A 16,283-nucleotide genomic window follows, 5' to 3' on the forward strand; every position below is an offset into this window, starting at 1 on the left:
AAAATAAAAGCCCCTAAGGGCTTTTATTTTTAGTAAGTGTATTAGAAAAGAAAGTATATATATTCAAATACTCACGCTTAATTAATTAAATTCCATATTTTCGTTCTAAATTGAATCAATCTAATTACGAATTTCCATTTTCGTTTCATAATGAAACGTGGGTAGATAGGAAAATACTATACTAGAGAATAAATCGAGTCATTAAACCCTTTAGATTCTTTTCCTTCAGTGGCATTCATATCATCCTGAAGCACTTCGCCAAAGAATTCTCCCATATTCACGCCTAATACTTTTAATACACGAACTAAGCAATCAATATCGATACGGTTCACACCGCGTTCATAACGAAATAATTGCTGCTCGCTGATGTCAATCTCTTTAGCTAATTGAAACACAGTATAGCCTTGAGCTTTTCTTAACGATTTAATTTTTTGTCCAACTGCACAAGCGACAGGATATTTTGTATTCATAAACATTCTCGCTTCAATATATTAATTGAATAAAAATCAGCAGATATTTTTCCGCAGTTTTTTATTGTTATTTTATATAACTATAATAACTATAGCTCATTGATATAAACATGGTGATACATCCTACATCACTAAGCAAATAATATACTAGCCATCTAATTAGTTTCAACTAGTCCAAAAATGACATTGCAACTATGTAACAAAATATTACTTCCTATACAAATAAGATGATAAGGATAATTATCCTAATACTTTCATATGGTTATATTATTTAACGGACAGTGAATACCACCTAGTTAATTTAGGTGCAACGCACCTCAACAATATTATTCACTAAAAAACACCACCTTCCCGCCAATTAATCCAAAAATAAAAGAAATAAACAGAATAATTTAACACTGTAACAAAGTTAATGGTTTCAGAATAACGATGATGTATTTTTAAGCTATAAGATACATCAAATACCAATATTCTGTAAAAGAAAGTAAAAAAAATATACATTTTACATATATAACTATTTTGCAACACCGAGCATCAACAACATACATCTATGGACAGCATGTTACAATTAAATTAAATCACTATATTTTTAAAGTAGCCAGCGAATTTAATGCATCACCTTATTCAACATAACAAAACATTAACGTTAAGGAAGTTCAATGTTCACTTTACTTGATGAATATCACAAAAATATATACTTTAATGATTATCGATAATCTTATTTAAATATTATTTCACCGAGCACAAGTGGAATTTATTGTTTTTTTTGACTATCGAAACAGGAATAACCAGGATTTTCTTTCAATCTACCACTAGAATGATATCATTTTATTAACTAAATGATGTGAATTTCCATTAGAAATTCACAAAAATTTATTAGATTCTGCAACCGAACCTAATGCATAATAATCCTTATGCGAGTATTTCCAGTCCGAAAAAAAGATCTATTTAATCACTTAGATAGTTACTATTAACCCATTATATATACATAAAGTACTTTATTCATGTTACATAATAAACTCAGCACTATACAGTTCGTTGGGATAGGTAAATTTACTTATTTAATTTAAATTCATTATTTTAATTGAATATAGCCCCTCAACATAAAACTCACCGTGTATTGGAAAGCTTAAATAACCTACCATTAACTAGATTGAATCCCACTCGAACAGAGTAAACCCCTAAATTTATATTCTTAATATATTTATTGATATAACGCTTAATAACACTGCAATGTGAATACCCTTTTCGGGGTATATATAAATAATCACATAACAGGCATAAAAACGCTTAACATAGTGATTAGTCTGGATATATAGAAAATATTTGATAGATAGTGGGTCGTGCAGGATTTGAGCTCTTCGAGCTGACACTTCGTGTCGAACCTGCAACCATTTTGTCGAGGCATGGTTCAATCATTGAAGTTTTACTTGAGATGGTGGGTCGTGCAGGATTACTCGGGCTTTGCCCTCGCCCTTCGGGTCGTTGCGGCAAGCGCAACGCTGTCTCGCTTCGCTCGGCTCGAACCTGAGCGCAGCTTCTCACCTACACTCAACGTACAATGTGTAAATAGTAGAGTTGTTTATTCTTGGGGAGTTTCTTTGAGATGGTGGGTCGTGCAGGATTTAAGTCCTTCGGACTTACACTTCGTGTCGAACCTGCAACCATCTTGTCGAGGTATGGTTCAATTATTGAAGCTTTACTTGAGATGGTGGGTCGTGCAGGATTACTCGGGCTTTGCCCTCGCCCTTCGGGTCGTTGCGGCAAGCGCAACGCTGTCTCACTTAGCTCGGCTCGAACCTGATCGCAGCTTCTCACCTACACTCAACGTACAATATGTAAATGGCAGAGTTGTTTATTCTTGGGGAGTTTCTTTGAGATGGTGGGTCGTGCAGGATTCGAACCTGCGACCAATTGATTAAAAGTCAACTGCTCTACCAACTGAGCTAACGACCCATCTATTTTTGATTTTTTGTACTAATATAATGTCGAGAACGTACAGGATTCTTCGACCTTCGGTCTCACCCTTCGGGTTGAACCTGCAACCATCTTATTAACAGTTAACGATCCTACCAACTGAGTTAACGACCCATCTGTATGGCTTGAATTATTTACTACTTTAGATGGTGGGTCGTGCAGGATTCGAACCTGCGACCAATTGATTAAAAGTCAACTGCTCTACCAACTGAGCTAACGACCCATCTGAAAGTTTTTTAATGCGAATAACTAATGAAGTGGTGGGCGATAGCGGGCTCGAACCACTGACCCCCTCCTTGTAAGGGAGGTGCTCTACCAACTGAGCTAATCGCCCACTTCATGATAACCACATTGTAATAAATAATTGGTGGGCGATAGCGGGCTCGAACCACTGACCCCCTCCTTGTAAGGGAGGTGCTCTACCAACTGAGCTAATCGCCCAATTATTTATTTTCATCGTCAACGGTGGTGGGCGATAGCGGGCTCGAACCACTGACCCCCTCCTTGTAAGGGAGGTGCTCTACCAACTGAGCTAATCGCCCCGTCGTCGATGGAGTGGCATTATAGGGATACTGAGTTCTGAGTCAACGGTTTTTGAAGAGATTTTTTCTGTTCGTTGCAAAAATAATCAAGATGTTTTAAATATCACCAGGAAAGCCCCCTTTTTAATCAGACAGCTACAATCTTTTTCCAAAAAAGTCCTTTAAGAAAGTGAAAATGATTTGTCTCCTGAAAAATTTCTGCCCATTTTCCATAATTTGCTGATTTTCTTTATCTGTATAGAGATAAGCTGATTGAGGATTCGTTGCAGGATGATAGAATAGGGATACATTTTATCAATGCTTAGCAACTTCTGGATGTAAGGTTGGCGCAAAAAGTGGTCTTTTTAGATCCGCGTATCTCCTTTTATACCAATCACTATCTATTATATAGCAATGTGATTTTGCAAATATCCGATGAATATAAGCGTATAAGAAACCATGTTTCGTAATTAAGGCAATCTCGATGAGTAAAATCAAAACCCGTTTTGCACCAAGTCCAACAGGCTACCTGCACGTTGGTGGTGCTCGTACCGCTCTCTACTCCTGGTTATTCAGCCGTCACAATCAAGGTGAATTTGTCCTGCGTATCGAAGATACCGACTTAGAACGTTCAACTCAGGAAGCTATCGATGCCATTATGGACGGGATGAACTGGTTGAATTTAAATTGGGATGAGGGTCCTTACTACCAAACTAAACGTTTTGACCGTTATAACGCGGTTATTGACGACATGCTAACTGCAGGTACTGCTTATCGTTGCTACTGCTCGAAAGAGCGTTTAGAAGCATTACGCGAAGACCAAATGGCAAAAGGCGAAAAACCTCGCTACGATGGTTGTTGCCGTGACCATGCGCACAGCCACACTCCAGATGAGCCACACGTTGTACGCTTCCGTAACCCACAAGACGGCTCTGTGATTTTCAATGACACTATTCGTGGGCCTATTGAATTTAGTAACCAAGAGCTAGACGATTTGATTATTCGTCGTACCGATGGTTCTCCAACTTATAATTTCTGTGTAGTTATTGATGACTGGGATATGGAGATCACGCACGTTATCCGTGGTGAAGATCATATCAACAACACCCCTCGTCAAATTAACATTCTAAAAGCATTAGGGGCACCAGTGCCTGAGTATGCTCACGTTTCGATGATCTTAGGCGATGACGGTAAGAAATTGTCTAAACGCCATGGCGCTGTTAGTGTCATGCAATATCGTGATGATGGCTATTTACCTCAAGCATTACTTAACTATTTAGTCCGTTTAGGTTGGTCACATGGGGATCAAGAAATTTTCTCTATTGAAGAAATGAAAGAATATTTCTCTCTTGATGCTATCAGTAAATCAGCCAGTGCGTTCAATACTGAAAAGTTGCAGTGGCTGAACCATCACTACATCAATACCATGCCAGCTGAAGAAGTCGCAACATACCTTGCATGGCACATTGAACAGCAAAATATCGACACCAGCAATGGCCCGCAATTAGTCGAACTGATTAAATTACTGGGTGAACGTTGCAAAACATTAAAAGAGATGGCGGAGTCTTGTCATTACTTCTACCAAGATTTTGACGCTTTTGATGCCGATGCCGCGAAAAAACATCTACGTCCCGTTGCTCGTCAGCCATTAGAAGTTGTTAAAGATAAGCTAATCGCGATTTCTGATTGGACAGCAGAAAATGTTCATCAAGCAATTGAAGCCACCGCTGCTGAACTAGAAGTCGGTATGGGCAAGGTTGGTATGCCACTTCGTGTCGCTGTAACAGGTGCTGGTCAATCTCCAGGACTGGACGTGACTGTCCATGCTATTGGTCAAGCTCGTTCGGTTGCTCGCATTGATAAAGCACTGACTTATATCGCAGAGCGAGAAGCTTCCGCACAATAAGTTATCTTACAGCCTCTGTCACTCAGAGGCTGTTTCTTTGTTTCGTTCCCTCCAAATGGGAATTGATTGCAAAATGCTCTATATTTCAGCAATTAAACCCAAAACTCATATTAATATATTGACACTCAAACCTAGCTTGAATATGATGCCACCCGTCCAAAAGATTTTGTTTGGGGCTATAGCTCAGCTGGGAGAGCGCTTGCATGGCATGCAAGAGGTCAGCGGTTCGATCCCGCTTAGCTCCACCATCTAAAAATCCAGTTTAGGTGGCAAATACCCAACAAGGTATAACAAAATATTCGATTGGGGCTATAGCTCAGCTGGGAGAGCGCTTGCATGGCATGCAAGAGGTCAGCGGTTCGATCCCGCTTAGCTCCACCAAACTTTCCATCGAATCTTTTTTGTTTATGATCATCAGATCCTCCCCTGTAGTTACCCCCCAATCTGTATATAACTCATTAAATTAACAGTTATTTTATCGCCAGCTTCTATCTACAATTAATGACCTCATATATAATCATCTAATAATTTCATTTAAATAAAATTATTAGATGCACATTGGTGTATCTGTTACTTTCCATTTCAACTGGGTGAGTTATGCCACAACTAGATGCCGATATCATTGTGATAGGAGCAGGTATTTCAGGTTTATCCGCAACAAATCAATTACAGTCCCAAGGTAAGAAAGTCATTATTTTAGAAGCTAGAGACCGTCTAGGAGGGCGAATTCATACCCATGAAATTGCCGGACAGTTCTATGACTTGGGTGCGTCGTGGATCCACGGAATTAATGGCAATCCCATTAGTGCAATTGCTCAGCAACATCAAATCCAAACAGTTGTATTCAATTATCAAGATGCTATTTTCTATAAGAAGAATGGTTTAATCCTTTGTGAAAAGGAAAAGGCAGCTTTTGAAGCAGGTCTTGATTATTTGATGAATCAATTTGAAACTATTTCCTCTCCATGCAAATTTAACAGTGCTGCAGATGCATTAAATAGCTGGTTACAGAGTCTAGAATTCCATCAGTTACTAACCAAACAGCATCATGCTGATCAACCTCTTTTTGAGCAGTTACGGGATGGCTTACATGAATTTTTTGAAGCTATCGCCGAAGACCCTTGTGCTTGTACGCTAGAAACGCTATCACCTCACTTTCTTCAGCTGGAAGGCTTTTGTGACGGCGATGAGGTCATTTTCCCTCACGGATATCATCAAATAATAAAAACATTATCAAACAAGTTGGATATACGTACGAATCACCCCGTTCACCATATCGATTATCAATATGACTATGTGGTAGTGACGACCGTTTCTGGACAAAAGCTGACTGCGAGTCAAGTTCTGATAACGGTTCCATTAGGGGTTCTTAAAAAGAATGTAATCCAGTTTTTACCGCCATTACCCACTGTAAAGCAAGAAGCAATATCTCAACTAGGATTTGGCATTTTCAATAAATTATTCGTGACTTTTGAACACGCCTTCTGGCGTGAAGAGACGTTAAGTAACGTCAATAGTATGTATATCCATGAATCAGACTATTGGCTTAATTTTATGGATGTAAGCGCTATCTACCAAAAACCGACGCTACTGTTTTTATTTGGTGGGCTTTCAGCAAAATGGCTCGAAGAATGTGATGAGCAGACAGCTTGGAAAGAGTTATATGATTCCTTAACTAAAGTTTTTGATCATGTTCCGAAGCCAATTCAGCTATTAAAAACCGACTGGGAAAAAGATATTTATTCCTATGGCTCATTTAGCTACCCAGCCAATAACTATTCAACAAACCAAATTGAGCGATTAAAACAACCTATTAATGAAAAATTATTCTTCGCTGGGGAACATTTAGCACTATTAGGAGCAGGAACTGTTCATGGTGCATATCAATCAGGTATCGAGGCAGCAAGACAGCTACTAGGCGCTTCCTAGTTCCGAGTTGAACCTCTATGGCTTATTTACGCTTTAGGGGTTTAACAATACTATCTAGCCCTTCGATTTTCAGCCCTAACGTCATTTCCATCAATTGCCCTAAACGACCTTGTGGAAACTCGCCTTTTTTGTAAAACCACAATAGATACTCTTCAGGTAAATCGATTAGGACACAGCCTTTATATTTTCCAAACGGCATATAGGTGTTAGCAATATCTAATAAATCTTGTTTTTCCATATGAAGTTTTCACTTTGTCAGTATCAAAAAAAACGGCATTCGATGAATGCCGTTTATCACTGTAACACTTTTTAGAAAATTACAGAATTAATCCTACCACCGCAGCTGACAGGAAGCTGACTAATGTTGAGCCGAACAATAATTTCAGACCAAAACGCGCTACGGTATTACCTTGTTTCTCATCTAATCCTTTGATCGCACCAGCAATGATACCAATAGATGAGAAGTTCGCGAATGAAACTAAGAATACTGACAGAATACCGACAGAACGGTCAGATAATCCGGCTGCAACTGCTTTTAATCCATCCATTGCAACAAACTCGTTGGTAACCATCTTCACGGCCATGATACCACCGACTTGTAGTGCTTCATTAGCAGGAATACCCAGCATCCAAGCAAATGGATAGAATACGTAGCCCAGCATGGTTTGGAAGCTAATACCAAAGATAGCGGAACAGATACCGTTGATCATGGCAATCAGAGCGATAAACCCAATCAACATTGCCGATACGATGATCGCAACTTTAAACCCAGCAAGGATATACTCACCCAGCATTTCAAAGAAGCTTTGACCTTCATGCAAACTGCGCATTTGAATGTCTTCTTCACCTTCTGGAGAATAAGGGTTGATTAACGATAACACGACGAATGTACCAAACATGTTCAGAACTAATGCTGCAACCACATATTTTGGATCCAGCATGGTCATGTACGCACCAACAATTGACATTGAAACCGTCGACATCGCGGTGGCTGCCATGGTGTACATTCTTCTTTCAGACATTTTGCTTAACTGGTCTTTATAAGCAATAAAGTTTTCTGACTGACCCAATAACAAAGAACTGACTGCGTTAAATGATTCTAATTTACCCATGCCATTCACTTTCGATAGCACTGTACCGATGATACGAATTACAAAAGGTAAAATTTTAACGTGCTGTAAAATACCGATGAGTGCTGAAATGAAGATAATTGGGCAAAGGACTTGAAGGAAGAAGAACGCTAAATTACCTTCGATCATCCCACCGAAAATAAATTTAGTCCCTTCTGCGGCATAGCCTAATAAGTGAGTAAATACCCCAGCAATTCCTAGAACAAAAGATTCACCGATATTTGATTTTAAGAACAAATAAGCCAATGCGATTTGGATGACAAGAAGCTGAATAACATAACGAGGACGGATCCCCTTACGGTTACTACTCGCCAAAATCGCAAGAGCAGCGATAACAACAATGGATAAGATAAAGTGCAGGATCGAGGTCATTTACGACTCCAACAAAGTTAAAAATCAGTCTATGTGCATATTCTATGTAATAGACAACATTTAAACGAGACTGGAGTCACATTAATATGAAAACTGAGAGCATCTATTTTCTAAAAACGAAGCCTAGGTCACGTTTAACAAGTAATGAACTAACCGCCCCTAAAATTGTAAATGCCATTATCACAATTATTGATAATGGCACGGCGAATTAAATATAGGTCACGATCAGATATTCAGCAAACGAACTAACTCATCTTCATCAATAACTTTTACACCCAGTTCAATCGCTTTAGCCAGCTTTGAACCAGCAGCTTCCCCAGCAATCACCATATCGGTCTTCTTCGACACACTACCTGCTACTTTTGCGCCTAAAGCCACCAATTGATCCTTCGCTTCGTCACGAGTGAGCCGGCTCATTGAGCCCGTTAACACCACCGTTTTTCCTGCAAATGGGCTATCGATTTCATCACTATTCACCACTTTTACTTCAGGCCAGTGGATATTGGCGATGGTCAGCAAGTCATGAATAACTTGGCGGTTATGCTCTTCATGGAAAAAATTCACCACATGTTTAGCCACAACTTCGCCAATATCTTGTACCGCTTTGAGAGATTCTTCATCTGCGGCCATCACCGCATCTAAAGAAGCATAATGAGAGGCTAAGTTGGCTGCTGTAGCCTCCCCTACTTCACGGATCCCCAACGCATAGATAAAGCGCGCTAACGTGGTTTGTTTCGATTTTTCCAACGCATCAATCAGTTTCTGTGCAGATTTTGGCCCCATTCTTTCCAGACCGGTTAATTTCCCTGCCGATAACTGATACAACTGAGCCGCATTCTTCACGTATTCGGCATCTACCAGTTGTTCAATAATTTTATCTCCCATACCATCGACATCCATTGCACGACGGGAAACAAAATGCTTTAACGACTCTTTCAATTGGGCACCACAGGTTAAACCACCGGTACAACGAGCAACGGCTTCTCCCTCTACTCGTTCAATATCAGAATGACAAACTGGGCACTGAGTTGGGAAAGTAATTTCACGGCTATCCGCAGGGCGTTTATCCATCACCACACTCACAATTTGTGGAATAACATCCCCCGCACGGCGGATCACCACCGTATCACCAATACGTACCCCAAGGCGTTCTATTTCGTCCGCATTATGCAAAGTCGCATTACTGACGACCACTCCTGCAACTTGGACAGGCTCTAAACGAGCCACAGGGGTAATTGCACCTGTACGTCCAACTTGAAACTCAACATCTTTTAATAAAGTTAACTGCTCTTGCGCTGGGAATTTAAACGCAGTTGCCCAACGAGGTGCTCTGGAAACAAAGCCTAATTTTTCTTGCGTCGCAATATCATTGACTTTAATCACCACACCGTCGATATCGAAACCTAAAGTTGGGCGAATTTTTTCAACATGGTGATAGAAGTCGAGAACTTGTTGGCAACCGACTCGTAATTGAACATGTTCGCTTACAGGTAACCCCCACGCTTTAAACTGCATTAGGCGTTCATAATGCGTATCTGGTAGGGTATTTCCCTCTACCAGACCCACACCATAGCAGTAAAAGGTTAAAGGTCGCTTTGCCGTGATGCGAGGGTCTAACTGACGCAATGAACCTGCTGCTGCATTACGTGGGTTAGCAAATATTTTTCCATCCGTTCTGCGAGCCTCTTCATTCATGGCTTCAAAACCTTTTTGTGGCATGAAAACTTCACCACGAATTTCGACGCGTGCAGGAATATTATCTCCACGTAAACGCAATGGAATCGCCTTAATGGTTCTGACGTTTACCGTAATATTCTCACCAACTGAGCCATCACCACGGGTCGCTGCTTGGACTAACTCGCCATTTTCATACAATAAACTGACAGCCAAACCATCCAGTTTCAATTCACAGCAAAATGTTAATTCTGTGTGATTATTGAGCCTATCTTTTACACGTTTATCAAATGCCAGATAGCTCTCTTCATCAAAAACGTTATCTAAAGATAGCATAGGGACTTCATGGCGCACGGTGCCAAAAGCGGTTAATGGCGCGGCGCCAACCCGTTGTGTCGGAGAGTCTGTCGTAATTAATTCAGGGTTTTCTGCTTCTAGACCTTTTAGCTCTTGCATCAGCTTGTCATATTCCACATCGGGAATTTCAGGCGCATCGAGCACATGATATAAATATTCGTGATGGCGCAGTTGCTGTTTTAAAGAGTCAATTTTTTGTTTTAGCGCATCTTGGGGCTGTTTCGTCGTCATGTTTCACCAGAGTAGATATAAAAAACCCCCAGTTACGGGGGTTTTAATTAACTTAATGTATTTCGAATTCTTGCATGATACACCTCTATTTTTTGAGGTGTCAGTATTTTACGTTCATCATCCAACACAACCCCTCCGGCATCGGAGGCAATCCGTTGTGCAGCCTGTAGCATCAATTTAAAGTTTTGACTGGCTTCACCGTAAGATGGCACCATCATAAAGATAGAGACCCCCGGTGTGGTAAATTCTGACATCGTATCCGGATCAAACGACCCCGGCTTAACCATATTGGCCAGACTAAAGAGCACTGGACCTGTACCTGATGGATTCACATGGCGATGGAAAATATTCATTTCACCAAATTGGAATCCTGCTTGGAGAATACTTTGCAGTAACGCATCGCCCTCCAGCACATGCCCTTGATGAGCTGCAACATGGAGAACCAGAACAGTTTCTTTACCATTTGATGCAGATGCTTGTTCTGTGGACTGAGAATGCTGTTCAATATGCTCATGATGAACTGGCTGAGCCGCTTCATGGGTATCAACCCCCATCATAGGCTCTTTGTAAATTCTCACCGGTTCAGACACATGCTCCACATCATCGACGACTTCATCAGCCATACTGATCGTGAGCTGTTCTGGAGCGTGGCGAGTTTCAGCATGAGGTGCAAATACCGGTTCTGATGCAGCCGGTTTTTCATGCCGCCCTGAATTATGATGAGCATCATCCATCGCCAAATTAAATTCTGGCTCAGCATCATGTTTAACCACAGTCTGTGACTGCACAGCAGGTTCAACACGAGGCTCATCTTTCACCATATAGATAGGTTCAGGCTCAACAACGGCTTTTTGTGCGGGTTGATTTTCTGTAAACAAGGCTGAATCATCATACGCCGATGAATTTTCCTGTGTTTCATTTTTTCTACGTTTTACAGGTCGATCGCGAAATAACTTAGAGCGCTCTTTACGGCTGGTCCATAAACCATGCAGTAATAAAGCGACAATGGCTATCGCACCTACGACCACTAATATTAGACGCAAATCCTGCATCGCTGCTATCTCTAGTTGATGAATAATGATGCCATCACGGCGGGAACTACCTTAAGATTATTTCTCAATTGCTCTAAGTGCAACCCTCAGAACGATTTTCTTACAAGAAAGAGAATAATCTGCCTTTATTTGCTGCTTTTTTATACAAAATTATCACTAGTCAGTGTAAATTCATATCTATATGATACATCTTCACCCGCAAAGGAGATAATAAGAAGTATGACCCAATCGACATTTTCGCCACAAAAAAATCATTCTGGTTTTTATTATTTTACACAAGGATGGCGATTAATCACACGTCCAGGCATTAAACGCTTTGTTATTTTACCTCTTTTGGCAAATATTCTGTTGCTAGGAGGCGCTTTTTGGTGGCTTTACAGCAAGCTAGGTGACTGGATTAATCAGGTAATGAGTTATATTCCAAGTTGGTTACAATGGCTTGATTATCTTATTTGGCCAATGGCTGTCATTTCTATCTTATTGGTTTTCAGTTATTTTTTCAGTACCGTCGCAAATATTATCGCTGCACCGTTCAATGGCTGGCTTTCTGAACATTTAGAAGCGGAACTCACCGGAAAACCGGCACCAGATACGGGTATTGCAGAATTAATGAAAGATATTCCTCGTATGGTAAAACGCGAGCTAGTCCGTATTGCCTACTACCTACCACGTGCGCTTATTTTACTGGTTTTATTCTTTATTCCGGGTATCGGTCAAACTATTGCCCCAATTTTATGGTTTTTATTCGGGGCATGGATGATGTCCATTCAATATTGTGATTATCCTTTTGATAACCATCGTGTTGGATTTGCTGAGATGAAACAAGCTCTAGCTAAAGACCGCATGAATAACATTCAGTTTGGTGGCGTGGTTAGCCTTTTAATGATGATCCCATTTATTAACTTAGTTCTTATGCCCGTTGCAGTCTGTGGCGCGACCCTTATGTGGGTTGATCGCTATCGTGCTCGCTACGCACGTTACTAATCTATTTTTGAGATATGCAGGCAATTTCCCTGCATATCTTTCTATCTTATTTCGCCTTTCGAATAAAACACCCATCAAGTTATAAGTGCCTATAAATTAATAACCATTAGTTATATCCTATAGGGAAATCATATTTGCATTAATTCCATGTTCACGTATGTTCAATTCATGTTCAATTTCGATGAACCCCTAATTTCTCGACAAAACGTTTATTTTAAGGATGTCCCATGAGCAAAATTTATGAAGATAACTCGTTGACCATTGGTAATACACCTTTAGTGCGTTTAAAGCATTTCGGCAACGGTAATATTTTGGCTAAAGTGGAATCTCGTAACCCAAGTTTTAGTGTAAAGTGCCGAGTAGGTGCCAGCATGATTTGGGATGCAGAGAAAAAAGGCATCCTAACTAAAGATAAAGAGCTTGTTGAACCGACTAGCGGGAACACAGGAATTGCACTGGCTTATGTTGCTGCAGCTCGCGGCTATAAACTGACACTCACCATGCCAGAGACCATGAGTGTTGAACGTCGTAAATTACTGAAAGCTTTAGGCGCAAATTTAGTACTAACCGAAGGTGCTAAAGGAATGAAAGGTGCGATTGCTAAAGCTGAAGAGATTATCAGCAGCAACCCAGATAAATACTTACTATTACAACAATTTAATAATCCAGCTAACCCAGAAATCCATGAAAAAACAACCGGCCCAGAAATCTGGCAAGATACTGACGGTAAAGTCGACGTGGTTGTGTCGGGTGTTGGTACTGGTGGCACAATTACCGGTATTGCGCGCTATTTGAAAAATACCCAAGGAAAAAAAGACGTTGTAATGGTCGCTGTAGAGCCAATCACGTCTCCAGTCATTAGCCAAGCGCTTGCTGGCGACGAAATCAAGCCTGGTCCACATAAAATTCAAGGTATTGGTGCTGGGTTTATCCCTGGTAATTTAGATCTTTCTTTAGTGGATAAAGTGGTACAAATTAGCGATGACGAAGCCATTCAAACGGCTCGCGAACTCATGGAGAAAGAAGGTATTTTAGCCGGAATATCTTCAGGTGCAGCGATTGCAGCAGCCGCTAAACTGGCAGCCCAACCAGAGTACCAAGGGAAAAATATTGTCGTGATTTTACCCTCATCAGGTGAACGTTATCTATCAACCGCCCTATTTGCTGATATTAATGCCGAATAATTTTTCACACGTTAATATTTCGTTAAAAAAGCACCTGTTGGGTGCTTTTTTTGTGGGAGAGATCATAATTTAGCACGGATTGAGATGATTTCTTACTCAGTGTTTAGTATTAAACATACTAATTATTTCACACCTCGAAATTAATCATTTTTTAGTCAGCTCTAATTTTGGCTTATCAAATGAGTGATGTGAAAATTAAACCAGGTAAACTGTAAAAGGGTTGATACTGCACAAAGTTGGAAACCTTTTTATTAGTTAATAATCTAATTATACGCATGCTCAGCATATTTCATCTACAATACGCTGGGTAATGATAAAAACTAAAGTTATTGAGGAAATACTATGTTCCAGCAAGAAGTCACCATTACAGCACCAAACGGTTTACACACTCGCCCTGCTGCTCAATTCGTGAAAGAAGCAAAAGCATTCACATCTGACATTACTTTGAGTTCTGGCGGCAAATCAGCAAGTGCAAAAAGCTTGTTCAAATTACAAACTTTAGGTTTAACCCAAGGCACTGTAGTGACAATTTCCGCTGAAGGTGAAGACGAGCAACAAGCAGTTGAATTTTTAGTTAAACTGATGGGCGAATTAGAATAATTTCCCCCTCAAGAGATCGATTTTAACGAAATGATTCTCTGTCCCTGAATATTTTATTCAGGGACACCTGCTTAATCACGTATATCTACTGTTGTCTCTGCAACATCAAAACTCCTACCAGTAGTAAGGTAATATTATGATTTCAGGAATTTTAGTATCCCCAGGTTTTGCTTTTGGTCAGGCTCTCATCCTCAAAGAAGATCCTATCATCGTTAGCACTCGCAAAATTAGCGATGAACAAATCGATAAAGAGATCCAAAACTTCATTGATGGACGTAACAAATCAGCCGAACAGCTCTGCCTCATCAAAGAGAAAGCAGAAAAAAATCTTGGTGCGGAAAAAGCTGAGATTTTTGAAGGCCATATTATGTTGCTGGAAGATGAAGAACTTGAGCAAGAAATTATCACCTTAATCAAAGGTGACAAAAAAACGGCTGATGCCGCAGTTTACTCTGTCATCGAAGATCAAGCTCAAGCCCTTGAAGCTTTAGATGACGAATATTTAAAAGAACGTGCTGCTGACGTACGTGATATTGGTAAGCGCTTGCTAAGAAATATCCTCAACATGCCAATTGTTGATTTAAGCGCTATCACTGAAGAAGTTATCCTCGTGGCACCTGATTTAACACCATCAGAGACAGCCCAGCTGAATCTCGATAAAGTTTTAGGCTTTATCACCGACTTAGGTGGACGGACGTCTCACACATCCATCATGGCTCGTTCATTAGAGATCCCAGCTATCGTCGGAACCTCCGACGCAACAAGCAAAGTAAAAAATGGCGATTTTATCGTGCTTGACGGTGTTAATAACGTCATTTATCTGAATCCATCAGAAAGCGAAATCGACAAGCTCAAAGCCTCTAATGCTGAATATTTGAAAGAAAAAGAAGAGCTGGCGAAACTGAAAGATTTGCCCGCAATTACTCTCGATGGTCATCAAGTTGAGGTCTGTGCCAATATCGGTACTGTGCGTGATGTCGCCGGGGCTGAGCGCAACGGTGCAGAAGGTGTTGGTTTATACCGTACTGAATTTTTATTCATGGACCGAGACGCTTTACCTAGCGAGGAAGAACAGTTCCAAGCATATAAAGCGGTTGCAGAAGCGATGGGCAGCCAAGCAGTGATTGTCCGCACCATGGATATCGGTGGAGATAAAGACTTACCGTATATGAATTTACCAAAAGAGGAAAACCCATTCCTTGGCTGGCGTGCAATTCGTATTTGTCTTGATCGCAAAGAAATTCTACACTCTCAATTAAGAGCTATTTTAAGGGCATCTAAATTTGGTAAACTGCGCATTATGTTCCCGATGGTGATTTCCGTTGAGGAAGTTAGGGAATTGAAAGCAGAACTTGAGATGCTTAAAGAGCAGCTACGAGAAGAAGGTAAAGCCTTTGATGAATCGATTGAAGTCGGTATTATGGTGGAAACGCCAGCGGCTGCAGTTATCGCCCATCATTTGGCAAAAGAAGTTGATTTCTTTAGTATTGGGACGAATGATCTCACTCAATACACTTTAGCGGTTGACCGTGGTAATGAGCTGATTTCTCACCTTTATAATCCAATGTCTCCAGCCGTCTTAAACTTGATTAAGCAAGTTATTGATGCTTCTCATGCTGAGGGGAAATGGACGGGAATGTGTGGCGAATTAGCAGGTGATGAACGTGCGACCTTATTGCTGTTAGGCATGGGGCTGGACGAATTTAGCATGAGCGCAATCTCAATTCCTCGCATCAAGAAACTCATTCGTAATGCGAATTTTTCTGATGCTAAGGCTCTCGCCGAGCAAGCACTTGCTCAACCGACTGCCGAAGAATTGATTAAACTTGTAGATACCTTTATCCAAGAAAAAACGTTATGCTAGCAGAAGCACATTAGTTCGGTCCCATATAAAAC

The 16,283-nt window shown here is 40.5% G+C and carries 11 protein-coding genes, 7 tRNA genes and 2 other RNA genes; 8 read left to right on the plus strand and 12 right to left on the minus strand.

Annotation, left to right across the window (positions count from 1 at the left end; all coding sequences use genetic code 11):
- Nucleotides 1-176: 176 nt before the first annotated feature.
- From PROVRUST_RS09905 to PROVRUST_RS09935, 8 genes are all read right to left on the minus strand, one after another.
- Entirely contained in the window at nt 177-470 is a 294-nt protein-coding gene (locus PROVRUST_RS09905; RefSeq protein ID WP_039855388.1) for a helix-turn-helix domain-containing protein, read from the minus strand.
- 1,436 nt (nt 471-1,906) lie between these two features.
- A non-coding RNA gene (locus PROVRUST_RS19025) (RtT sRNA) lies at nt 1,907-2,035 on the minus strand.
- 144 nt (nt 2,036-2,179) lie between these two features.
- A non-coding RNA gene (locus tag PROVRUST_RS19030) (RtT sRNA) lies at nt 2,180-2,308 on the minus strand.
- 42 nt (nt 2,309-2,350) lie between these two features.
- Nucleotides 2,351-2,426 (minus strand) — tRNA-Lys (locus tag PROVRUST_RS09915).
- Nucleotides 2,427-2,594: 168 nt separating this feature from the next.
- Nucleotides 2,595-2,670, minus strand: a tRNA-Lys gene (locus PROVRUST_RS09920).
- Nucleotides 2,671-2,705: 35 nt separating this feature from the next.
- Nucleotides 2,706-2,781: transfer RNA gene (locus PROVRUST_RS09925), tRNA-Val, on the minus strand.
- 31 nt (nt 2,782-2,812) lie between these two features.
- Nucleotides 2,813-2,888: transfer RNA gene (locus PROVRUST_RS09930), tRNA-Val, on the minus strand.
- A 25-nt stretch (nt 2,889-2,913) separates the two neighbouring features.
- Nucleotides 2,914-2,989 (minus strand) — tRNA-Val (locus PROVRUST_RS09935).
- 463 nt (nt 2,990-3,452) lie between these two features.
- On the opposite strand from PROVRUST_RS09935, the gene gltX reads away from it, so the two are divergent.
- The 4 genes from gltX (at nt 3,453) to PROVRUST_RS09955 (ending at nt 6,803) form a co-directional block, all read left to right on the plus strand.
- Nucleotides 3,453-4,874 (plus strand): glutamate--tRNA ligase, encoded by a 1,422-nt coding sequence (gene gltX / locus PROVRUST_RS09940; RefSeq protein ID WP_006814659.1) that lies wholly within the window; start codon nt 3,453-3,455, stop codon nt 4,872-4,874.
- Between the two features lie 172 nt (nt 4,875-5,046).
- Nucleotides 5,047-5,122 (plus strand) — tRNA-Ala (locus tag PROVRUST_RS09945).
- A gap of 57 nt (nt 5,123-5,179) precedes the next feature.
- Nucleotides 5,180-5,255 (plus strand) — tRNA-Ala (locus PROVRUST_RS09950).
- Nucleotides 5,256-5,471: 216 nt separating this feature from the next.
- The gene (locus PROVRUST_RS09955; protein ID WP_006814660.1) at nt 5,472-6,803 is read left to right on the plus strand and encodes a flavin monoamine oxidase family protein; all 1,332 of its coding nucleotides are present in this window, start codon (nt 5,472-5,474) and stop codon (nt 6,801-6,803) included.
- Nucleotides 6,804-6,825: 22 nt separating this feature from the next.
- On the opposite strand, the gene PROVRUST_RS09960 is transcribed toward PROVRUST_RS09955, so the two are convergent.
- From PROVRUST_RS09960 to zipA, 4 genes are all read right to left on the minus strand, one after another.
- A complete protein-coding gene (locus PROVRUST_RS09960) occupies nt 6,826-7,041 on the minus strand; it encodes a DUF3820 family protein (RefSeq protein WP_006814661.1) in 216 nt (71 codons plus the stop codon).
- Nucleotides 7,042-7,120: 79 nt separating this feature from the next.
- Nucleotides 7,121-8,305, minus strand: coding sequence for a NupC/NupG family nucleoside CNT transporter (locus tag PROVRUST_RS09965; protein ID WP_006814662.1), 1,185 nt, complete (start codon nt 8,303-8,305; stop codon nt 7,121-7,123).
- 225 nt (nt 8,306-8,530) lie between these two features.
- On the minus strand, nt 8,531-10,567 hold the full coding sequence (ligA, locus tag PROVRUST_RS09970) for an NAD-dependent DNA ligase LigA (RefSeq protein ID WP_006814664.1): 2,037 nt from the start codon (nt 10,565-10,567) through the stop codon (nt 8,531-8,533).
- Nucleotides 10,568-10,614: 47 nt separating this feature from the next.
- On the minus strand, nt 10,615-11,619 hold the full coding sequence (gene zipA, locus PROVRUST_RS09975) for a cell division protein ZipA (protein ID WP_006814665.1): 1,005 nt from the start codon (nt 11,617-11,619) through the stop codon (nt 10,615-10,617).
- Nucleotides 11,620-11,838: 219 nt separating this feature from the next.
- On the opposite strand from zipA, the gene cysZ reads away from it, so the two are divergent.
- The 4 genes from cysZ to ptsI all read left to right on the plus strand — a co-directional run bounded on the left by cysZ (nt 11,839) and on the right by ptsI (nt 16,251).
- Nucleotides 11,839-12,603: a sulfate transporter CysZ gene (cysZ, locus tag PROVRUST_RS09980; protein WP_006814666.1), complete on the plus strand. Its 765-nt coding sequence runs from the start codon at nt 11,839-11,841 to the stop codon at nt 12,601-12,603.
- A gap of 227 nt (nt 12,604-12,830) precedes the next feature.
- Nucleotides 12,831-13,787 carry a cysteine synthase A gene (gene cysK, locus PROVRUST_RS09985; protein ID WP_006814667.1) on the plus strand — a complete coding sequence of 319 codons (957 nt, stop codon included), beginning with the start codon at nt 12,831-12,833 and terminating at the stop codon, nt 13,785-13,787.
- A 342-nt stretch (nt 13,788-14,129) separates the two neighbouring features.
- The gene (gene ptsH / locus PROVRUST_RS09990; protein ID WP_006658608.1) at nt 14,130-14,387 is read left to right on the plus strand and encodes a phosphocarrier protein Hpr; all 258 of its coding nucleotides are present in this window, start codon (nt 14,130-14,132) and stop codon (nt 14,385-14,387) included.
- A gap of 136 nt (nt 14,388-14,523) precedes the next feature.
- The gene (ptsI, locus tag PROVRUST_RS09995; RefSeq protein ID WP_006814668.1) at nt 14,524-16,251 is read left to right on the plus strand and encodes a phosphoenolpyruvate-protein phosphotransferase PtsI; all 1,728 of its coding nucleotides are present in this window, start codon (nt 14,524-14,526) and stop codon (nt 16,249-16,251) included.
- Nucleotides 16,252-16,283: the final 32 nt, after the last annotated feature.

It is taken from the genome of Providencia rustigianii DSM 4541, from assembly GCF_000156395.1.
GTDB classification, from domain to species: Bacteria; Pseudomonadota; Gammaproteobacteria; order Enterobacterales; family Enterobacteriaceae; genus Providencia; species Providencia rustigianii.